The sequence below is a fragment of the Sphingobacterium sp. G1-14 genome (assembly GCF_002196555.1).
Classification (GTDB): Bacteria; Bacteroidota; Bacteroidia; order Sphingobacteriales; family Sphingobacteriaceae; genus Sphingobacterium; species Sphingobacterium siyangense.
The window spans coordinates 5,460,901-5,482,461 of sequence record NZ_CP021381.1; the positions used below are offsets into that span (position 1 = coordinate 5,460,901).

A 21,561-nucleotide genomic window follows, 5' to 3' on the forward strand; every position below is an offset into this window, starting at 1 on the left:
CTCCTATCTTTGCATCTTGTAAATTAAAAAATTAAATCCATTTAACAATGAGCTTTGTAGAAGAATTACGTTGGAGAGGCATGTTGCAAGATATTATGCCAGGCACTGAAGACTTACTGAATAAAGAAAAAGTCGCTGGTTATATCGGCTTTGATCCCACAGGCGACTCTCTACACGTAGGACACTTGACGCAGATCATGACTTTGATCCACTTCCAAAATGCAGGCCACAAACCTGTTGCCCTGGTTGGAGGAGCGACAGGAATGATCGGAGACCCTTCTTTCAAATCTGCAGAGCGTAACTTGTTGGACGAAGCTACCTTACAGCATAATGTAGCTTGTCTGAAAAAACAGTTAGGCAAATTTCTTGAATTTGGAGAAGGTGAAAATGACGCCCAAATGGTTAATAATTACGACTGGTTCAAAGATTTTAAATTTTTGGATTTTATTCGTGATATCGGTAAAATGATTACCGTTAACTATATGATGTCTAAAGATTCGGTAAAAAAACGTCTGGAAGGCGACAATGGTCTTTCATTTACAGAGTTTACCTACCAATTGATTCAAGGATATGACTTCTACTACCTTTGGAAACATCATAACTGTAAAGTTCAAATGGGTGGGTCCGACCAATGGGGTAACATTGTAACAGGAAGTGAAATGATTCGTCGCCAAGATCAGGGAACAGCCTATGCAATCACCACACAATTAATCAAAAAAGCCGATGGTCAGAAATTTGGAAAAACCGAATCTGGTGCCATATGGTTAGATCCAAAGAAAACCTCTCCGTATAAATATTACCAATTTTGGTTGAATACGTCAGATGATGATGCTAAAAACTGGATCAAAATTTTCACACTCAAACCTCAGGACGAAATAGCGTCTATTATTGCAGAACATGATGCAGCGCCACACTTACGTTTAGTTCAAAAAGCACTGGCAAAAGATATCACCATTCGTACCCACTCCGAAGAAGCATACGAAACTGCGATCAAAACTTCTGAATTTCTTTTTGGTAATGGTTCTTTAGAATTTTTGAACAAGTTAGATCACGAGGCTGTTTTAGAGGTATTTGAAGGCATTCCTCAATTTCAGGTCGCTAAAGCAGACCTTGCAGCAGGCATCAATATTCTTGATTTACTGGCTGTTCAGACACAAGTATTCCCTTCCAAAGGTGAAGCCCGCAAAATGCTTCAGGGCGGCGGAGTTTCTATCAACCGAGAAAAAGCAACTGATATAGAAGAGTCAGTTACGGAAAATCACCTTGTAAACAATAAATATATTGTTGCACAACGCGGTAAAAAGAATTATTACCTGATTATCGCAGATTAGTGATCAGCAATATCCTGATTTAATAATCCATAAGTATAAAGAAGTCCCTTTTGAACAAATCAAAAGGGACTTCTTTATACAATCCAAAGCTGTTCTTCTTCCGCTAAAAAATCGTTCCGGTTATTTTAATAGTTTTTCAAATGCCTTACGCGACGCTCCTCTAAAATGTACCTCCCCACAATATTGATACCCCAGCTTTTCGAACACATGCAACATTCCTCCATTGTCAAAATTAGTATCCACCTTAATACTATAAACCCCATGATCAGCCGCGATCTTCTCCACCCCAGACATGATTCCCGTGCCCACACCTTTCATATGCGGATCCTGCGCCGAGGCCAATCGGTGTATACCGACATAAGGACCATCACTTAACCATTTTCCGTCAATATCATTATAAGCAGGTTCGACATCAAAAATAACAGCTACATAACCTACAATCCTATGCTCCACTTCAACGACATGCCCGTAGCCCTTATCAATATCCGACTGCACCACATCTTCATTCGGATAACCATCTTGCCATTGTCGGCTGCCTTGTTCTTTCCTGAGGGCAATTGCTTGTTGTATAATTTCCCAAATCCGTCCTTTATCAGCCAATGTCGCTTTTCGTATTTCAAACTTGTTCATCCTATCTCTTATTTTTATTCGTAAAACTACATATTTTACAGCAACTCCAAAGAATACACCAAAACAGCAATCTGTATAGATATGCACATTCTTTGATCAAACCTATTTGCAGGGCATAGTATTTGCTAGTCATTATAGCTATCTAGCTTTTTAGCTACATCTAAATTTATTCATTCATAAAAAACGACAAACTTAAAATAATAGGCCATCAGCATCTTTAAAATACTATCAAAATAACTAAGTTTGTAAGCAGTATAATTGTGAGCTTTTCAATGTCAAACAAAGGAAATACATTTAGGCAGACAGGAAATTCAGTTTCCGGCAAACGTGCCCCTCAAAAGGAATCAACAACATTTAAAAAAGAAAAAAGTCAAAAAAATAGTGTACCAAGAGATTATTCTGATGCACAGCAAAAGGCTGTCAAGATATTAGGGATTTTATTGATCTTGCTTTCATTGGCATTTGCTACAGCTTTCGTCTCCTACTTATTCACTTGGGAAGACGATCAAAGTTATATCGCAAAAACCAATGGCGGATGGTCGACATTATTCAGATCTACAGAAGAAATTCATGATGAAGCTGTTGATCTACCTGTTGTCGATAATAAACTAGGGAAATTTGGCGCATTGCTTGCCAACCAATTCATGTACGAATGGTTTGGCGTCGCATCTTTTCTCTTTATCCCGGTATTATTCATTTTAGGATATCGCCTGTTGTTCAAGAAATCATTACTTCCATTGTACCGTACTGTGGTCTATTCTTTTGTTGCAATCGTTTTTATCTCGGTAACATTAGGCTTCCTACATGGATTTATGGCAGATACACCGCATATGCTCGAGGGGAAATTTGGTTTTTGGACCAATAAATTACTGGAAGCACAAGTTGGTATTGTCGGCGTTGGCTGTATATTGGCTTTTGCCTACCTGACGACATTAATCTTACTTTACAACCTCGATTTTAAATTTGTCCTATTCAGCAACAGGAAATCCAAGTCATTCTCCGAAGATATGGACGAAGAGGATGAAGATGAATACGCTCCACAAAATCTAAGAAACAAAATTCATATTGAAGATGATTCCATCCAATCTGTACGGGAATCTTTTCAACGGCCAACATCAATTAATGAGCGATTTCAATCTGCTCGTGAAAAAGATATACAGGAAGAACTTCAGCGCCCTGCCTTTACACATCACGCCGTACCTGAAGTACAAATTGATCCGAAAGACAAAGTGGTGCTCTCGTTCGACGACAGTCCGCTTGAACGAACAGAGAATACACCTTCAATCAGTTTTACCATTGATCAGCCGAACGAAGAATTTGAAGCGGAGGACTTACCGCTAATCCGGGAATATCAAACACCTAAAATTGAAGCAGAACCTCAACAAGAGCCAGAAGCTGCCATCGAACCTGATGCAGTACCAGGTCTGGTGGTTGAGGATATCAAAGAGGAAAAAGAGATTACTGCCAGTGACCTTGTAGCCCAATTCGGACAATATGATCCAAAATTGGATCTTTCTGGCTACCAACATCCGGCATTGGATTTATTGAAGGACTATGGTGGTGGTAAAATTACCATCAATCAACAGGAACTCGAAGCGAACAAAAACAGGATTGTTGATACACTGAGAAACTACAGTATCGAGATCGAAAGTATCAAAGCAACTATAGGTCCAACGGTAACTTTGTATGAAATTATACCAAAACCAGGTGTACGGATTTCAAAAATCAAAAATCTGGAAGATGACATTGCCTTAAGTCTTGCGGCATTGGGTATACGGATTATTGCACCTATGCCTGGAAAAGGAACAATCGGTATTGAGGTACCAAATTCCAGTCCGGAAATGGTATCCATGCGATCAGTACTTGCTACGGAGAAGTTTCAGAAAACAGACATGGATCTCCCGATTGCTTTAGGTAAAACGATTTCCAATGAAGTCTATATTGCCGATTTAGCTAAAATGCCCCACCTTCTAGTTGCGGGAGCGACCGGACAAGGTAAATCAGTAGGTATCAACGCCATTCTGACCTCCTTGCTGTATAAAAAGCATCCGGCCGAACTAAAATTTGTCCTTGTTGACCCTAAAAAAGTGGAGCTTTCTCTATTCAAAAAAGTAGAGCGCCACTTCCTTGCAAAATTGCCTGACGACGGAGATGCAATTATCACCGATACGAAGAAGGTAATCAACACCTTAAATTCTCTGTGTATAGAAATGGATCAACGTTATGATTTGTTAAAAAATGCACAGGTACGGAATTTAAAGGAATATAATGCAAAATTTATCAATCGCAGATTAAACCCTGAGGAGGGTCATCGATTCTTACCATATATCGTTCTTATTGTTGATGAGTTTGCCGACTTGATGATGACAGCAGGAAAAGAGGTCGAAACACCGATTGCACGATTGGCACAATTGGCCCGTGCGGTAGGGATTCACTTGGTTATTGCAACCCAACGTCCTTCTGTCAATATCATTACCGGTACAATCAAGGCCAACTTCCCTGCACGTCTTGCATTCCGTGTATTATCGAAAGTCGATTCACGGACCATCCTAGATACAGGCGGTGCAGATCAGTTGATCGGTCGAGGTGACATGCTTCTAGCGACTGGAAGTGATTTGATACGTATTCAGTGTGCTTTTGTTGATACGCCAGAGGTTGAACAAATTTCCGACTACATCGGTGCACAACGAGGCTACCCTTCGGCATTTATGCTTCCGGAATATGTAGACGAAAACGGAGATGGTTCTGGTAGTGTGGATTTTGATCCCAAAGACCGCGATCAGTTGTTCGAAGAAGCTGCCCGATTGATTGTCATGCATCAGCAAGGCTCAACTTCATTAATCCAACGTAAATTAAAATTGGGTTATAACAGAGCAGGACGAATCATCGATCAATTGGAAGCTGCTGGAATTGTAGGTCCATTTGAAGGAAGTAAGGCCCGCGAGGTACTTTATCCAGATGAGTATTCATTAGAACAATTTTTGGAGACGTTAAGAAAGGACAACTAAGATGAAAAAACAATTGTGGTTTATGGTAGGTTTGCTAATTATTGCATACAGCCAAAACAGTTATGCACAAAATGATGCCGCTGCTAAAGCATTACTGACGAAAGTAAGCCAAAAGTACAATGCATACAAAACAATACAGGCCAACTTCTCATTAGCTATTAAACAAGCTAATGGTGGCTCACATACTGACGCTGGAACAATATACCTAGACAAGAGTAACAACAAGTACCAGGTCAGTACCAAAAATCAAGTATTGATATCGGATTCCAAGACACAGTGGAATATCATGAAAGCCGAAAAGGAAGTTGAAATCTCAGAAGCAAGCAATTCGACCAACGAGATCAATCCAACAAACATATTCAGCTTCTACACCAGCGGTTTTAAATATACCTTGACCAATACTGAAAAGGTAAAGGGACTCACGCTAAGTGTCGTTGAATTAAGTCCGCTCGATAACAAAAAAAACTATTCAAAGATAAAGCTGCGTATCAATAAGGCAAGCAACCTGATCTATGATACGACCGTTTTTGATAAAAGTGGTAATCGCTATACCTATACATTAGCCTCACAAGAGGGCAATAAGGGCTTTTCAGCTAATCTATTTGCATTCAACAAAAATGATTACAAAGGTTTTGAAATCGTCGATTTAAGATAAAAATCTATCGACGCTATAACACTGATTAAACGCAGTACCATAAAAAAGGCTTTCCAATTGGAAAGCCTTTTTTATGGTACTTTAATCGTTATTGTACTTGACGCAATTTTAGAGCATATTGGGTTCCTTATCCAAGGTCTCGCTTTCTTTGTTTGCATAACGCGAATAACCATGCTTTTGCGGATGTTCGATAATTTCCTTCATAGAAACAAGTTTGTAAACATACGAACCCGTTTCATTATTCAATTTCAATGCAAAATAGTCGTCCTTTTTTTGTCTCCTTATAGAACCTCTTAAACTACCATCACCGACATTATATGCTGCAGCTACCAAGGTCCAGTTTCCAAATTGGGCATACAAGTATTTCAGGTATCTGGCAGCAGCATGTGTAGATTTAACAAGATCTTTCCGGTCATCTACTGTACCATTGACTTTCAATCCATACAATCGCGCTGTTGCTGGCATAAACTGCCAATAACCACCAGCTCCCTTAGATGAAACAACAGCTTTACTAAGCCCGCTTTCCACTAAGGGGATATACTTAAAATCCTCCGGAATACCATGTGATTTAAGGATCTTTGCGATCATAGGCAAATAGGTCTCTGCCTTTTTGTGCATATCGTATGATCCTGTTTTTTTAAACGAGAATCGATTGAAAAATTTGCGCAATTTACTTTCCACAAGCGGACGATCCATCGGTAATGAATCTTCGGCAAATGTCAATGAATTCATATAAGATTCAAACGAATTGCTTTTTTCTTTTTTTTCTTCTTCGTCCCCATCATGAGCGGGAACTACTACGAGCTTCGGTTCAACGATCTTATCGTCGTTTGAAGCGTTGTTGTGTGGGGTTGAGTATAATTTTGACAGCAATAAAGCAAACAAAATCAAACTACTACATAAAACTTTCTTTCTTATCATTCACTCCCTTAATGCTATCCTATCCACGACTCCAATCGATCAAAAAATAGCTTGGTTCAAATTCAAGGGTACAAAGGTAAACACTATTTATTTAAAAAACAAATAGTTACATTACAGACAACTTAAAGTGGCTTTTTTGGCGTAAAAACGCAGCAAATTCAAGAAAAGACAAAAAGATAAGGATTTTTTCGCAAAACCCAAAATTATACCTAACTTTGTGGTTCACATTTTAGCAAAACACAATGCCATTCAGCAATAAAAGGAACAGTCGTGATGACAACTCCAGAAAGTCACGAGGCAACTCAGATAGCTTCAAATCTAGAGGCGATAAGAACAATAGTTTCGGAAAAAAATCATATGGGTCGAATGACCAATCTGAAAGAGGTTCTTTCAGAAAAGATGATAATCGTGAGAACAGATCCTTCGGATCTAAAAAATTCTCAGACAAACCTCCCTTCCGAGGAGAGAACAATTCCTTCCGTTCAAAAGATAATTCAGAAAAATCCTTTGGTAGAGGAGGACGCTCATTTGATAAAAATGATTCTTCAAGATCTTTTGACAAAAAAGATTCCTTCAATAAATTTGATAGATCAGAACGTTCTTTTGACAAAAAAGATAACTTCAAACGTTCCGATAGAAATGACTCTTCAAGATCTTTTGACCGCTCAGAGCGTTCTTTTGATAAAAGAGATAGTTTCAAACGTACAGACAGAAATGATTCCTCAAGATCTTTTGACCGTTCAGAGCGTTCTTTCGATAAAAAGGATAACTTCAAACGTACAGACAGAAATGATTCCTCAAGATCTTTTGACCGTTCAGAGCGTTCTTTCGATAAAAAAGATAACTTCAAACGTTCAGACAGAAATGATTCCACAAGATCTTTTGACCGTTCAGAGCGTTCTTTCGATAAAAAAGATAACTTCAGACGTTCAGATAGAAATGACACTCCAAGATCTTTTGATAGATCGGAGCGTTCTTTTGATAAAAGAGACAGTTTCAAACGTTCAGACAGAAATGACTCTTCAAGACCTTCTAACAGAAAGTTTGATGGCGAAAGAAGTAGAAATTTTGATGACAACAAAAACTTTGGTGATAAACAATATATTAAACGTCCAAAGAAAAAAGCAGAGGATGCAGAGGATGACGGCTTAGTTCGTTTAAATCGTTACATCGCCAATGCTGGTATTTGTTCAAGACGTAAAGCTGATGAGCTTATCACTGCTGGTGTCATTTGGGTAAATGGAGAACCTGTTACAGAATTGGGTACCAAGGTAGATCCTGCAACAGATGAAATCCGTTACAACAACGAACGATTGAAACGTGAAAAAAATGTTTACGTTTTGTTGAACAAACCAAAAGATTATATCACGACTACAGATGATCCTCAGGAGCGTCATACCGTAATGGAACTAGTTTCTAAAGCGACAAAAGAAAGAATCTATCCTGTTGGTCGTCTTGACAGAAACACGACGGGACTTCTTTTAATGACAAATGATGGTAGTCTTGCTGAAAAACTTTCACACCCGCGTAACAGCATCAGCAAAATCTATAATGTCGAGTTAAACAAAAGCCTTACACAGGGTGATTTTAACAAAATCAGCTTTGGTATCGAATTAGAAGACGGTGTAATCAAACCCGATGACTTGAGCTATGTTCAAGGTGGATCAAAACGTGAAGTTGGCATCCAAATCCACTCAGGAAAAAATCGTATCGTACGTCGTATTTTTGAGTCATTAGGATATGAAGTCGTTAAATTGGACCGTGTGGTTTATGCAAACTTAACGAAAAAAGATCTTCCACGTGGCCGTTGGAGGTATTTAGAGGAGCGTGAAATCGTGCAATTAAAGCACCTGATTTAATCGCGTAAGAAGATAAATAAAAATAAAGGACGGTCATTCAGTTAACCGTCCTTTATTTTTTATATTTGCTCTTTCAAATAAAACAACAAAGAATATGACTGATCCGAAAACACTTTCATCCGTTGCGGAATTCCATAAAACATTCCAACATCCAATCCTAGACACCCCTACGATTCCATCTGAACAAAGATGTGCCTTACGGGTATCGTTGATCGCTGAGGAATTAAAAGAATTAGAAGAAGCCATCCAGGATAAGGATTTGGTAGAGATTGCAGACGCACTATGTGACATTCAATATGTACTTGCTGGAGCGGTATTAGAATTTGGTTTAAAAGATAAATTCTCAGCTCTTTTTGATGAAGTTCAACGTTCCAATATGAGCAAGGCATGTAAAGACGAAGCAGAAGCCATCGCTACACAGGAGCACTATAAATTAAAAGGTGTAGAATCCTATTATAAAGAAGTTGATGGCAAATTTCTGGTATTCAGAACAGCCGACAATAAAACGTTAAAATCTATCAATTATTCTCCAGCCGATCTAAAAACGATTGTTGAGGGCTAAATAAAAGATGGTGATCGTACCCTATTTTTTTATAGGTAAACAGCAAAGGCTTCTTTAGAGAAGCCTTTGCTGTTTTTTATAGCGCGGAATATATTCATATAACGCGATAGCATACAATGATCGATCAAAAGAGTAGAAAATATTAGGGGCGACTAAAAAAGACTTCCCTGCACGACCTGACGCGCTTCCAATCCCTTATCGATGTATGTTTGAATACCTGATTTCGGTAAGCCCCAGTTCGGGGCAATTAACAATTCTTTATCTGCAATCCCGAAAATACGTTGAATGATCAGATCAGGACGCAATCGAGGAATAAACTTCGCTAAGAACTCGGTGTAACCTTCCATCGAAAAAAGTTCAAAGGGCTCACGTTTGAATTTAACCCCCATAATAGATCCCTCTACAATATGTAGGTGATGCAGCTTCACAAATTTAATCTGTGGAAAGCGGTTGATTTCATCTGCATATTTCAACATCATTTCTTCAGATTCCCACGGGAAGCCAAAGATTGTATGCACACAAAGCTCCAAAGGGGTATCTTTCAACATCTCCATGGCCTGAACAAATTCGTCGTGAGAACAGCCTCTATTGATCTGCTCCAATGTATCGTTGTAGATCGATTCCATACCCATTTCCAAATCCACATCGTAACGATCTGTATAAGACTCCAACAATGCAATCTTTTCAAAATCCAAACAATCAGGACGTGTACCAACAGAAAGCCCCAAAGTATTTTCAGGATCAATACTTAAGGCCTCATCATACATCATTTTCAGTAGATGAGTCGGCGCATATGTATTTGTATTTGGTTGGAAATAAATAATAAACTTCTCGGCGCCATAGCTATTGCGTGCTCTTTCAATACCCGATTCTACCTGCTCCCGTATCGAAGGAATTTTCCGGGCAGTATCCGGTGTAAAAGAATCTACATTACAGTAAGTACAACCACCATAGCCCTTACTACCATCACGATTGGGACAAGTAAAATTACCATCCACAATCACTTTAAACACTTTCTGTCCGTTATACTTTTGCTTTAAATAAGCCCCGTAATGATTATACGGTTTAATTCCGTTGTCCAATAATGTACCCATTGCGCTGCAAAGTTACTCAATAAAAATCATATGTGACCATTACTTTTTCAGGATCAAATGTTAAATCAACAATACCTATCTTGGGGGTTGGAAGATAGTTTTCATAGGAAACAAAAATGTAATCCTGTCCATCTTGGCAAATACCTAATCTCAAATTAAACAAGAGAAGGCAGACGATGATCAAACAATTTCTCATATGGCCAGTAAGTAATATGTACAGCAATATACAAAAAACCTAGATACGGGAGTTCTAGAACAGGCGAGATGCTTCATAAGGAAAGATCTGAACGAAAGAAGCCCTTGACTGTTTCCAGCAAGGGCTTCCGTGTAAAAAAAGGCACCGACCTACTCTCCCACCTGTTACGGCAATACCATCGGCTCTGGCGGGCTTGACTGCTCTGTTCGGAATGGGAAGAGGTAGACACCGCCGATATAGGCACCTAAAAATCTTTATTGGATGATCTATGATATTCTTATCATGTGATTCATGCCAAATGACATATGTATTGAAAGAGGTTCGTTTCCTGTTTGTTTCTTAAAAATTAAAGAGGAAGACAACAGTGTCTGTCTGCTTGAGAAAGCTTCGGGCTATTAGTACCACTTGGCTTTGGTCTCTCAACCTTTACACCTATGGCCTATCAACGTAGTCATCTTCTACGACCCTATAAGGAAGTCTCATCTCGTGGCTAGTTTCGCACTTAGATGCTTTCAGCGCTTATCTATTCCAGACGTAGCTACCCTGCCGTACACCTGGCGGCATAACAGGTTCACCAGAGGTCTGTCCAACCCGGTCCTCTCGTACTAAGGTCAGATCCACTCAAACTTCCAACGCCCACAACAGATAGGGACCGAACTGTCTCGCGACGTTCTGAACCCAGCTCGCGTGCCACTTTAATGGGCGAACAGCCCAACCCTTGGGACCTTCTCCAGCCCCAGGATGTGACGAGCCGACATCGAGGTGCCAAACCTCCCCGTCGATATGAGCTCTTGGGGGAGATCAGCCTGTTATCCCCAGCGTACCTTTTATCCTTTGAGCGATGGCCCTTCCATACAGAACCACCGGATCACTATGTCCGTCTTTCGACCCTGTTCGACTTGTCGGTCTCACAGTCAAGCAAGCTTATGCCATTGCACTCCACGTACGGTTACCAAGCGTACTGAGCTTACCTTTGAAAGCCTCCGTTACCTTTTTGGAGGCGACCACCCCAGTCAAACTACCCACCAAACAATGTCCTCGGCATTGCCGAGTTAGAAACCGAATACAGAAAGGGCGGTATTTCAAGGTTGATTCCATGACTCCTGGCGAAGCCACTTCAACATCTCCCGCCTATCCTACACATCCTGTACCCAATCTCAATGTTAAGCTATAGTGAAGGTGCATGGGGTCTTTCCGTCCCGTTGCGGGTAATCGGCGTCTTCACCGATACCACAATTTCACCGAGCTCATGGCTGAGACAGCGCCCAGATCGTTACACCATTCGTGCAGGTCGGAACTTACCCGACAAGGAATTTCGCTACCTTAGGACCGTTATAGTTACGGCCGCCGTTTACTGGGGCTTCGATTCAATGCTTCTCTTGCGATGACATCCCCTCTTAACCTTCCAGCACCGGGCAGGTGTCAGGCCTTATACTTCATCTTGCGATTTTGCAAAGCCATATGTTTTTGTTAAACAGTCGCCTGGGCCTTTTCACTGCGGCTGCTCTTACGAGACAGCGCCCCTTCTCCCGAAGTTACAGGGCCATTTTGCCGAGTTCCTTAGCCATGACTCACTCGAGCACCTTAGGATTCTCTCCTCGACCACCTGTGTCGGTTTGCGGTACGGGTCTTCATAACCTGAAGCTTAGCGGGTTTTCTTGGAAGTCTGTTTACCTGCTCTATCAGCGCCACCGGAGCTTTGCTGTACTATTGGGTTTCAGCAGGGTCGGCGGATTTGCCTACCGTCCCTATACCTACGCCTTTCAACGAACTATTCCGTCAGTTCGCGGCAGTGTCACTACTCCGTCACCACATCGCAGTTATGAAGAGTACTGGAATATTAACCAGTTGTCCATCGGCTTGCCCCCTTCGGGTGCGCCTTAGGTCCCGACTGACCCTGATCCGATTAACGTTGATCAGGAAACCTTGGTCTTTCGGTGGGCGGGTTTCTCACCCGCCTTATCGTTACTTATGCCTACATTTGCTTTTCCATAACCTCCACAGTTCATTGCCAAACTGCTTCCCCGGCGATGGAATGCTCCCCTACCAGATGCATATCTTTCAATGCAAATCCATAGCTTCGGTACCGTTCTTGATGCCCGTTTATTATCCACGCCCGGCCGCTCGACTAGTGAGCTGTTACGCACTCTTTAAATGAATGGCTGCTTCCAAGCCAACATCCTAGCTGTCTGGGCAACCGGACCTCGTTAGTTCAACTTAGAACGAATTTGGGGACCTTAGCTGATGGTCTGGGTTCTTTCCCTCTCGGCCTTGGACCTTAGCACCCAAAGCCTCACTGCCGGCTATATTTGATAGCATTCGGAGTTCGTCTGGATTTGGTAGGATTTGACTCCCCCGCACCCAATCGGTAGCTCTACCTCTATCAAACTCTACGCCGACGCTGTTCCTAAAAACATTTCGGGGAGTACGAGCTATTTCCCAGTTTGATTGGCCTTTCACCCCTACCCTCAGGTCATCCGGAAACTTTTCAACGTTTATCGGTTCGGTCCTCCATTACATGTTACTGCAACTTCAACCTGCCCAAGGGTAGATCACAAGGTTTCGCGTCTACCTCATCTGACTATGCGCCCTATTAAGACTCGCTTTCGCTTCGGCTGCGTCCCTGAAGGACTTAACCTTGCCAGACAAGAGTAACTCGTAGGCTCATTATGCAAAAGGCACGCTGTCACAGGACCTGCCTGCTCCAACCGCTTGTAAGCACACGGTTTCAGGTTCTTTTCACTCCCCTGTTCGGGGTTCTTTTCACCTTTCCCTCACGGTACTGGTTCACTATCGGTCTCTCAGGAGTATTTAGCCTTACCAGATGGTGCTGGTGGATTCCCACAGGATTTCTCCGGTCCCGCGGTACTCAGGATACCACTATGTCAACATTCTTTACCTGTACGGGGCTCTCACCCTTATTGCGCAGTTTCCCACCTGCTTCCAGTTCATAGCGCTGTACAATGTCGTGGTCCTACAACCCCGACCATGCCGTAACATGATCGGTTTGGGCTCTTTCCCGTTCGCTCGCCACTACTTGGGAAATCATTGTTATTTTCTTCTCCTACGCCTACTTAGATGTTTCAGTTCAGCGCGTTCGCGTTTTATACGACTATTCTTCAAATAGTCAGGTTGCCCCATTCGGAAATCTCTGGATCAAGTCGCATTTGCCAATCCCCAAAGCTTATCGCAGCTTATCACGTCCTTCTTCGCCTCTGAGAGCCTAGGCATCCCCCGTGTGCCCTTATTTACTTTCTTCACCGGCATAGCCTTTTGCTACTATGCGGCTGCTTTTGATATATATACACATATGCTAGGTTCGGGATCGTCCGGCATTCACCGAGGGTCTCTCCCTTACTTCAGACACATACACGTATTGTCTCTATACTGTTGTCTTCTCTTGTAATTTTTTTTCTCTTTCAATATGTCAAAGAACTCTTTTTCCGGTATCCTGAAGTATATCTTTATATACTTCACCGGAGATGTGGAGAATAACGGATTCGAACCGTTGACCCCCTGCGTGCAAGGCAGGTGCTCTAGCCAGCTGAGCTAATTCCCCATTCGTTTTCGTAGTCCCGAGCAGATTTGAACTGCTGACCCCTACATTATCAGTGTAGTGCTCTAACCAACTGAGCTACGGGACTAGCTTATCTTGTTCATCTCTTTCTCTCGGTCCTGCTCCCTTAGGGGCGGGCACTTTCTTCTGATGTTTTTTCTTCCTGCAATCATATGTAACGTGACGAGCACCGATCTTCGATACTCTAGAAAGGAGGTATTCCAGCCGCACCTTCCGGTACGGCTACCTTGTTACGACTTAGCCCCAATTATCGGTTTTACCCTAACACGCTCCTTTCGGTAACATGCTTTAGGTACCCCCAACTTTCATGGCTTGACGGGCGGTGTGTACAAGGCCCGGGAACGTATTCACCGCGTCATTGCTGATACGCGATTACTAGCGAATCCAACTTCATGGGGTCGAGTTGCAGACCCCAATCCGAACTGTGAATGGCTTTTAGAGATTAGCATCATATTGCTATGTAGCTGCCCGCTGTACCATCCATTGTAGCACGTGTGTAGCCCCGGACGTAAGGGCCATGATGACTTGACGTCGTCCCCACCTTCCTCTCTGTTTGCACAGGCAGTCTGTTTAGAGTCCCCACCATTACATGCTGGCAACTAAACATAGGGGTTGCGCTCGTTGCGGGACTTAACCCAACACCTCACGGCACGAGCTGACGACAGCCATGCAGCACCTAGTTTCGTGTCCCGAAGGACGAGTGCGTCTCTGCACTCTTCACTAACTTTCAAGCCCGGGTAAGGTTCCTCGCGTATCATCGAATTAAACCACATGCTCCTCCGCTTGTGCGGGCCCCCGTCAATTCCTTTGAGTTTCACCCTTGCGGGCGTACTCCCCAGGTGGATAACTTAACGCTTTCGCTGGGACGCTGGCTGTCTATCGCCAACATCGAGTTATCATCGTTTAGGGCGTGGACTACCAGGGTATCTAATCCTGTTCGATCCCCACGCTTTCGTGCATCAGCGTCAATACCAGCTTAGTGAGCTGCCTTCGCAATCGGAGTTCTAAGACATATCTATGCATTTCACCGCTACTTGTCTTATTCCGCCCACTTCAAATGGATTCAAGCCCATCAGTATCAAAGGCACTGCGATGGTTGAGCCACCGTATTTCACCCCTGACTTAATAGGCCGCCTACGCACCCTTTAAACCCAATAAATCCGGATAACGCTCGGATCCTCCGTATTACCGCGGCTGCTGGCACGGAGTTAGCCGATCCTTATTCTTCCAGTACATTCAGCTCTCTACTCGTAAAGAGGTTTATTCCTGGACAAAAGCAGTTTACAACCCATAGGGCAGTCATCCTGCACGCGGCATGGCTGGTTCAGGCTTCCGCCCATTGACCAATATTCCTTACTGCTGCCTCCCGTAGGAGTCTGGTCCGTGTCTCAGTACCAGTGTGGGGGATTCTCCTCTCAGAGCCCCTAGACATCGTCGCCTTGGTAAGCCGTTACCCTACCAACTAGCTAATGTCACGCGAGCCCATCTCTATCCTATAAATATTTAATAGCTAACCGATGCCGGTCAGATATGTTATGCGGTGTTAATCTCTCTTTCGAGAGGCTATCCCCCTGATAGAGGTAGGTTGCTCACGCGTTACGCACCCGTGCGCCACTCTCACCGTCTTCGAGCAAGCTCTCCGACGGATCCCGTCCGACTTGCATGTATTAGGCCTGCCGCTAGCGTTCATCCTGAGCCAGGATCAAACTCTCCATTGTAAAATGAAGTTTTTGATTCCAACTATTTACATAATCAGAATTCTTTTTTTATATCTCTGATCTTGGATCGAATTGAACGAATTACTTGAATTTGTTCATGACTTTCGTTTGTCTACTCGTCACGCTTACATGATTGTGTTTTCTTAAAGAACTTTTGCCGCTTCAACTTCCGTATCCGCTTTATTCCGATAGGCATTGCGCCCCTCTTTATCGTTTTGTTTTTCCCTTCGTTTCCGTTGGGACTGCAAAGGTAGAAATCTTTTCTGAACTTCCAAAAACTTTTTGAAGTTTTTTTTCTTTTCCCTTTTTTCGATTTCCGCGTTTAAAATAAACTGAGCGGGATTTTAAATCCTGCCAGACTTCTCTTAAACCCTTCTTTTTTCAGGATTCCTTCTCTCGAAGTAACCGTCCCTCCCTTGCGGAGTGGTGCAAAGATAGGGAGATTACTAACAAACTTCCAAGCCTTTTGTTCTTATTTATTTCATTTTGTCCCTAACTGCCTGTAACGGTGCGAGATTCTTTTTGTAAAACAGGTGATCGGAAGGCTGGGATGGCTGATCCGGCCGGCAGATTGGGCCACATAGCGGCATCGAGCAACGAAAACATCCCGAATTGCACCTGCCGGATCTATCGCCCCACCGACGCAGCATAGCAAAGGGAGATCGGAAAACGCAAACATAGCCGAACAGAGAACAACAGAGATCCGCAACGTTTAATCCCATCGATATAATAGAAATAGGATGTAATGGGGAACCGCAACCGCAACGGAACAGAGAATGGCATGGCGACCTTAAGACTTCCCCGGGATTCTTTTTAGAATTTAAGCAAGGCTCCAGATCCTGTCATTTTGGTCCAGGGATTACTTATTGTAAACTTTGATCAACTTTTATTTTAGTATAGGGTTTAGTTAGGGTTAGTTTAGGTATAGCTTAGGTTATAGCTAAACTAACCCTAACTTAAAGCTAACTAAATACCAGTTAAAATCTAGCTTAAAGAGGAACTAAATAAAAGCGAATAAATATAATCAACAAATAAGATGGTGGCACGCTTCACCTCGGATTTGCCCCAGAGAAACAGAAAACAACAGCGATTTGAAGGAATATAACAGAGATAAGACGCTAAAAAGCCCTTTTAGTCTAGAACAAGAGCTAAATTAACATCCTACAAAACCAAAACTTGGTAAGAAAAGAGTAAGAGAGATCAAAAGAATCGGAAAACAGAAAAGAAACTGAAACCAGCTAAAGCTGATTCGCAAAAAGAAGGAAATTACTATTTCTCCTCCGCTTTAAAAACCCAAAAACGTTGAAGTGTATAGTTGAAGCCCAAAGAAACGAGCAGCTCAACGACTAGTTTCGAGAACAAAAAGTTTAAATGATAAACATCCACCAGAAAATGAATTCCTGTAGACTTCAATGTAATACTACCACAGACGACAATCACAAATTTCCATAGCTGACTCCCAACGGACTTTTGCGTACTACCAAAGGACCAGTATCGATTGATCAAAAAATTAACAACAGCACCAAGGCTACCACTAATAGCATTAGAAAAAGGAGCACTGATATGAAGTAGCTTATAACAAGCAGAGTATACTCCAAAATCAAACAATCCGCCTAAAAAGGCGGAAAGTTGAGCTTTTAAAAAAGTAATAACTTTTGAAGACATCGTTAAATAGCCTCCTCCTGCTGTTTTTTCAATTTATCCTCTTTATCTTTTTCATCGCCTAATTTAAGAAGTAGACGTGTATCATTTGTATTAATTATAAAAAGTGCAATACAGATTACCAGTACACACCAATTAATAGATCCAGGCATTAAAACTTCGAAGAGCATAACCAATGAAATAATCACCCGAATTTCAGTAGGCCCCAAAATTCCGGCGTCTATCGTATACTTATCTGTAATTCTATACCTGAGCTGAGAAATGATCATTGCCCAGCCATATAATGCGACCAATGTAAATCCCAGATACTTAAAGTCACCCACGGTATACAGCACATATCCCAATCCGATAAAAACCGTACTGATCCAATCCATTACAATATCCAGCGCGAAACCGTACCAGCGACGGGATTTATTGCGGTAGAATGCGATACGCCCATCTAATGAATCACCAAACCATTGTACAAAGAAACCAGGGATTCCTAAAAGTAAATAGCGAATATCAACATATTCAGCCAGTATAAAACTCCCCAATATCATTAAGGAACCTAAAAATCCAATTGCCGTAAGTCCATCCGAAGTAATCCAATTGGGGATTCGAGGAACAAGGTACGAAATAAGTTTTTGTTCGGGTTCACTTAAGATATTTGTTCTCTTTCTATCCTGAAAAAGTTTTTTATTTATTTTTAACTCACTCATTATCTGCGATTATAGCCATTTATTTTCCTTATACCAAGCCAATGCCTCCATTAAGCCTTTCTTCAAATCATATTTAGGTTGGTATTGTAGCTGACGTTGAGCCGCCGAGATATCACAGCCCCAGTTTTCAGCTGTAAGTTCATTCAGCCGTTCCGGATATAGTACAGGTATTGCTTTAGAATTTTTATACAAACGTTCAAAAATAACCGCGATAGTCTTCACTACACCCAAAGGAATATGCATACGAATCATTTTCTTTTGACTAAACTCTTTGAAAAACCTAGCCAACTCATAACGCCCATATACCTGTCCATCACTAAGGCTATACACCTGCTTTCCACCTTGGTCAAAACGACAGGCATGAATAATCGCCTGCACCAGGTCGGCAACATAAATAAAGCTAAGCTTTTGAGGAGAACGACCAACATAAGCATCCAGGCCTCCATTCATTGTTTTAAAAACAATAAAAATATCCTTTTCACGAGGGCCGTATACTGCAGTAGGGCGCAAAATCGTTAGTGGCTGATCTTTAAAATCATTCAACGCGAGCTCCGCTTTCCGCTTACTACGACCATATGCCGTAACAGGACGATAAGGGCTGCTTTCATCAATAAGTTGAGCATCATAGTCAACAGGACCGATCGCCGCAAGACTACTAACGAAAACAAATCTTTTGATGGGAGTTTTTAAAGAAAAACAAGCCGATGCCAAGTTTTTTGTATAACCAACATTGACCTTTTCGAGATCTTCTTCATGTTTGGCACGAGTCATTGCCGCAGCATGAACAACATAGGTATAGTTTTCCGCTTCCAGTAATTCTCGGATAGACTCTTCATCAGAGAAATCCGGATAAACAAATTTATCTACAACAGAGCGAATTTCTGAAACATCACTTGACTTCCTCACCGCGGCATGAACTTCCATCCCCGCGTCTTTCGCTGCTCTTGTCAAATGATAGCCTACAAAACCACTCGCTCCGGTGATTAATACTTTTTCTATCATAATGATTTTTGATACAAACGATAACGTTTGTACAATTCTCCATTCATTTGCTCAATAGCGTGGTTCATCATGTAATTATGCTCCAACATCCATGAACATTCGGCCCCCTTAATATTAGAATCTTTTGATTCTTTTATAATTCGGCCATACAAACATGCTTCAATACCAAGTTTACGGTAGTCTTCCAATACCCCTAACATGAGTACACGAAGCAAGTTGATTTTTTTCTTTCCAAATAACAATTTAAAAATACCCGTAGGAAGTAGACGTCCGCGCTTCACTTTGATAAGGATCTGATTGATATCTGGAATCCCTAGACCAAAGCCAACAAGCTCACCATCTTTCTCCGCAACGATAGCAAAACGAGGATCGAGAATCATTTTTAAATCTTTGGCCGTATAATTAAATTCGTCCTCTGTCATCGGAACAAAACCCGAATTCTTATCCCATGCTCTATTATAAATATCACGAACTTTTGCTGCCTCGTTTTTAAAATCCTTCACATTGAATTGACGCAATGTAATGCCAGATCTTTTTAAACGCTCTTCCAGCCTATCCAAAAGCATGACTGAACGCTTATCCGCAGATTTTTCCATAACCAAGTAAGCTCTCAAATCCACTTTATGTCCATAGCCCGAATTGGTAATCAAGTCGATGTAATACGGTGAATTGTAGGGCATCATGGCCACTGGAGGCTTATCAAAACCGTCAACCAATAAACCAACGGTATCATTGGTCGATAAATTGATAGGCCCAACGATCGTATCCCCTCCTTTAGCTTTAACCCATTTTTCTGCAGTTTCAAATAACGCGTTCGCGACTTCTTGATCATCTATACAATCGAAAAAACCCCACTGTCCTTCATTCACATGATTAAAGGCATTATGGTTGTTGTTCCAGATGGCACATATACGACCAACAATCTTATCGTTACGATAAGCTAGAAAAGGTTGTGCTTGGGAATGTTTATAAAAGGGATGCTTGTCAGGGGAAAGCAAATCGTTTTGTTCAAGAAATAAGGCAGGTACATAATTAGGATTTCCCTCATAGAGACTATGAGGGAAATCTATAAACAGCCGTCTTTGTTTCTTTGTTTCAACGGGTATAATCTGAATCATACGATTAGATTTTATATTAATGTTTCAACTTCAGCTTGTTTGAATACTTTAACCATCTTCTCAATAGCCTCGTCGATTTGGTCATAAGTATGTGTCGCCATCAATGAAAAACGGATCAAAGACTCTTCCGCAGGAACTGCCGGAGAAACAACTGGATTAACGAATACACCATCATCTTGGAGCATTTTAGTTACCCAGAACGTTTTTTCATTGCTACGAATAAAGATTGGTAGAATAGGACTTTCCGTAGCACCTAAATCAAACCCATGATCCAGTAATTGTGCTTTGGCATAATCTGTATTTTTCCATAATTTTTCAATATGCTCGGGCTCATTTTGAATAATTTCCAAAGCTTTCAATGTTGAAGCCACCGAAGCGGGAGTCATTGAAGCACTGAACATCACAGAGCGCGCATTATGTTTTAAGAAATCAATCACATCTGCATCACCGGCCACAAATCCACCTAAAGATGCTAACGATTTACTAAATGTACCCATAATCAAGTCTACATCGTCATTAAGCCCAAAGTGAGAAGCTGTACCAGCTCCTTTGTGCCCAATAACACCTAAACTGTGTGCATCGTCAACCATTACAGCAGCATCAAACTCATTGGCAATCGATGTAAGCTCAGGCAAATTAACAATATCACCCTCCATACTAAAGATACCATCCGTACAAATTAACTTGGCACTATCCTCAGGTAGGCGTGATAACTTAGCACGTAAGTCCTCCATATTGTTATGACCGTATTTGATTACTTTGGAAAAAGACAAACGGCTACCATCAATAATTGACGCGTGGTCACGTTCATCCAACAAAATATAATCATTACGTCCCATTAGACATGACAAAGGGCCTAGATTTGATTGGAATCCTGTACTAAAAAGAATCGCGGCTTCTTTACCTACATAAGCAGATAATTTTTCTTCCAGTTCCACGTGAATATCCAACGTACCGTTTAAGAAACGAGATCCAGCACATCCAGTACCATACTTTTCCAAAGCATCTTGCGCTGCCTTTATAATACGTGTATCAGTCGTTAACCCTAAATAAGAGTTAGAACCAAACATCAATACACGTCTACCATCGATTTTTACTTCGGTATCTTGTTTTGATTGAATAGGTCTAAAATAGGCATATAAGCCCTTAGCTTTCAACTCCTCAACAATCTTAAATTGCGATATTTTTTCGCCTAACTTTCCTTTACTCATGCGATAAAAAGGTATTTCTAAAACTATTTCTAACTTTTAGATGTTATTGTAACAAACAAAATTATCGAATTGGACTTTTATATAAAAAACTCGGTCTCCGACTAAAAATCTGCTAATATGCACAATGCAAGTTGAAATTCTACGTTGTATATATTCACAATAATTCCAAAAAACGTTGCAAACATACGAAAACATAATCTGACTTTCGCTTAAATTTAGTCATATTTTTAACACATCGCCCAAAACCGTTAATTTTATTTTAATACTCCGCTAACATCTGCCCACACAATTCTACTTTAAAATAAGACAATTTTAATAA

Annotated in this window: 14 protein-coding genes, 2 tRNA genes and 3 rRNA genes; 5 read left to right on the forward strand and 14 right to left on the reverse strand. The window is 41.4% G+C overall.

Going from position 1 to position 21,561, the window contains the following annotated elements:
• The first annotated feature begins 47 nt into the window (after positions 1-47).
• A complete protein-coding gene (gene tyrS / locus CBM24_RS23610; protein ID WP_088162953.1) occupies positions 48-1,331 on the forward strand; it encodes a tyrosine--tRNA ligase in 1,284 nt (427 codons plus the stop codon).
• A 120-nt stretch (positions 1,332-1,451) separates the two neighbouring features.
• Here the strand turns inward: tyrS and CBM24_RS23615 are convergent, their stop codons facing one another.
• Complete coding sequence (locus tag CBM24_RS23615) at positions 1,452-1,961, reverse strand: GNAT family N-acetyltransferase (protein ID WP_088162954.1); 510 nt, start codon at positions 1,959-1,961, stop codon at positions 1,452-1,454.
• A gap of 272 nt (positions 1,962-2,233) precedes the next feature.
• Between CBM24_RS23615 and CBM24_RS23620 the strand changes: the two genes are divergently transcribed.
• Both CBM24_RS23620 and CBM24_RS23625 read left to right on the forward strand, forming a co-directional pair.
• Entirely contained in the window at positions 2,234-4,969 is a 2,736-nt protein-coding gene (locus tag CBM24_RS23620) for an FtsK/SpoIIIE family DNA translocase (protein WP_088162955.1), read from the forward strand.
• Position 4,970: 1 nt separating this feature from the next.
• On the forward strand, positions 4,971-5,624 hold the full coding sequence (locus tag CBM24_RS23625; RefSeq protein ID WP_088162956.1) for a LolA family protein: 654 nt from the start codon (positions 4,971-4,973) through the stop codon (positions 5,622-5,624).
• A gap of 108 nt (positions 5,625-5,732) precedes the next feature.
• On the opposite strand, the gene CBM24_RS23630 is transcribed toward CBM24_RS23625, so the two are convergent.
• The gene (locus CBM24_RS23630; protein WP_088162957.1) at positions 5,733-6,545 is read right to left on the reverse strand and encodes a lytic transglycosylase domain-containing protein; all 813 of its coding nucleotides are present in this window, start codon (positions 6,543-6,545) and stop codon (positions 5,733-5,735) included.
• Positions 6,546-6,787: 242 nt separating this feature from the next.
• Between CBM24_RS23630 and CBM24_RS23635 the strand changes: the two genes are divergently transcribed.
• Both CBM24_RS23635 and CBM24_RS23640 read left to right on the forward strand, forming a co-directional pair.
• Positions 6,788-8,404 (forward strand): pseudouridine synthase, encoded by a 1,617-nt coding sequence (locus CBM24_RS23635; protein ID WP_088162958.1) that lies wholly within the window; start codon positions 6,788-6,790, stop codon positions 8,402-8,404.
• Between the two features lie 94 nt (positions 8,405-8,498).
• Positions 8,499-8,966 carry a nucleoside triphosphate pyrophosphohydrolase family protein gene (locus CBM24_RS23640; protein ID WP_046671593.1) on the forward strand — a complete coding sequence of 156 codons (468 nt, stop codon included), beginning with the start codon at positions 8,499-8,501 and terminating at the stop codon, positions 8,964-8,966.
• Positions 8,967-9,118: 152 nt separating this feature from the next.
• On the opposite strand, the gene CBM24_RS23645 is transcribed toward CBM24_RS23640, so the two are convergent.
• The 12 genes from CBM24_RS23645 to spt form a co-directional block, all read right to left on the reverse strand.
• A complete protein-coding gene (locus CBM24_RS23645; RefSeq protein ID WP_088162959.1) occupies positions 9,119-10,060 on the reverse strand; it encodes a TIGR01212 family radical SAM protein in 942 nt (313 codons plus the stop codon).
• Positions 10,061-10,392: 332 nt separating this feature from the next.
• Positions 10,393-10,504 (reverse strand): 5S ribosomal RNA (rrf, locus tag CBM24_RS23655).
• A 128-nt stretch (positions 10,505-10,632) separates the two neighbouring features.
• Positions 10,633-13,514: ribosomal RNA gene (locus CBM24_RS23660) — 23S ribosomal RNA — on the reverse strand.
• 227 nt (positions 13,515-13,741) lie between these two features.
• Positions 13,742-13,815 (reverse strand) — tRNA-Ala (locus CBM24_RS23665).
• 11 nt (positions 13,816-13,826) lie between these two features.
• Positions 13,827-13,900: transfer RNA gene (locus CBM24_RS23670), tRNA-Ile, on the reverse strand.
• Between the two features lie 121 nt (positions 13,901-14,021).
• Positions 14,022-15,551 (reverse strand): 16S ribosomal RNA (locus CBM24_RS23675).
• The 16S, 23S and 5S rRNA genes sit together here with 2 tRNA genes alongside, the layout of an rRNA operon.
• A gap of 143 nt (positions 15,552-15,694) precedes the next feature.
• Positions 15,695-15,826 carry a hypothetical protein gene (locus CBM24_RS27965; RefSeq protein ID WP_262507971.1) on the reverse strand — a complete coding sequence of 44 codons (132 nt, stop codon included), beginning with the start codon at positions 15,824-15,826 and terminating at the stop codon, positions 15,695-15,697.
• Positions 15,827-16,820: 994 nt separating this feature from the next.
• Positions 16,821-17,216, reverse strand: coding sequence for a GtrA family protein (locus CBM24_RS23680; RefSeq protein WP_075994197.1), 396 nt, complete (start codon positions 17,214-17,216; stop codon positions 16,821-16,823).
• Between the two features lie 2 nt (positions 17,217-17,218).
• A complete protein-coding gene (locus CBM24_RS23685) occupies positions 17,219-17,911 on the reverse strand; it encodes a CDP-alcohol phosphatidyltransferase family protein (protein WP_075994198.1) in 693 nt (230 codons plus the stop codon).
• 9 nt (positions 17,912-17,920) lie between these two features.
• Positions 17,921-18,913, reverse strand: coding sequence for an NAD-dependent epimerase/dehydratase family protein (locus CBM24_RS23690; protein WP_088162961.1), 993 nt, complete (start codon positions 18,911-18,913; stop codon positions 17,921-17,923).
• Positions 18,910-20,031, reverse strand: a complete 1,122-nt coding sequence (locus tag CBM24_RS23695) for a hypothetical protein (protein ID WP_088162962.1) — start codon at positions 20,029-20,031, stop codon at positions 18,910-18,912. The genes CBM24_RS23690 and CBM24_RS23695 overlap by 4 nt, the downstream gene beginning before the upstream one ends.
• Positions 20,032-20,042: 11 nt before the next feature.
• Positions 20,043-21,242: a serine palmitoyltransferase gene (gene spt / locus CBM24_RS23700; RefSeq protein ID WP_046672730.1), complete on the reverse strand. Its 1,200-nt coding sequence runs from the start codon at positions 21,240-21,242 to the stop codon at positions 20,043-20,045.
• Positions 21,243-21,561 lie beyond the last annotated feature (319 nt).

What these genes read in the sequence shown, in the direction of transcription:
- CBM24_RS23645 (WP_088162959.1), bottom strand. Translation starts at nt 10,060, where the DNA reads ATGGGTACATTATTGGACAACGGAATTAAACCGTATAATCATTACGGG.
- CBM24_RS23630 (WP_088162957.1), bottom strand. Translation starts at nt 6,545, where the DNA reads ATGATAAGAAAGAAAGTTTTATGTAGTAGTTTGATTTTGTTTGCTTTA.
- tyrS (WP_088162953.1), top strand. Translation starts at nt 48, where the DNA reads ATGAGCTTTGTAGAAGAATTACGTTGGAGAGGCATGTTGCAAGATATT.
- CBM24_RS23625 (WP_088162956.1), top strand. Translation starts at nt 4,971, where the DNA reads ATGAAAAAACAATTGTGGTTTATGGTAGGTTTGCTAATTATTGCATAC.
- CBM24_RS23695 (WP_088162962.1), bottom strand. Translation starts at nt 20,031, where the DNA reads ATGATTCAGATTATACCCGTTGAAACAAAGAAACAAAGACGGCTGTTT.
- CBM24_RS23615 (WP_088162954.1), bottom strand. Translation starts at nt 1,961, where the DNA reads ATGAACAAGTTTGAAATACGAAAAGCGACATTGGCTGATAAAGGACGG.
- CBM24_RS23685 (WP_075994198.1), bottom strand. Translation starts at nt 17,911, where the DNA reads ATGAGTGAGTTAAAAATAAATAAAAAACTTTTTCAGGATAGAAAGAGA.
- CBM24_RS23635 (WP_088162958.1), top strand. Translation starts at nt 6,788, where the DNA reads ATGCCATTCAGCAATAAAAGGAACAGTCGTGATGACAACTCCAGAAAG.
- spt (WP_046672730.1), bottom strand. Translation starts at nt 21,242, where the DNA reads ATGAGTAAAGGAAAGTTAGGCGAAAAAATATCGCAATTTAAGATTGTT.
- CBM24_RS23620 (WP_088162955.1), top strand. Translation starts at nt 2,234, where the DNA reads ATGTCAAACAAAGGAAATACATTTAGGCAGACAGGAAATTCAGTTTCC.
- CBM24_RS23690 (WP_088162961.1), bottom strand. Translation starts at nt 18,913, where the DNA reads ATGATAGAAAAAGTATTAATCACCGGAGCGAGTGGTTTTGTAGGCTAT.
- CBM24_RS23640 (WP_046671593.1), top strand. Translation starts at nt 8,499, where the DNA reads ATGACTGATCCGAAAACACTTTCATCCGTTGCGGAATTCCATAAAACA.
- CBM24_RS23680 (WP_075994197.1), bottom strand. Translation starts at nt 17,216, where the DNA reads ATGTCTTCAAAAGTTATTACTTTTTTAAAAGCTCAACTTTCCGCCTTT.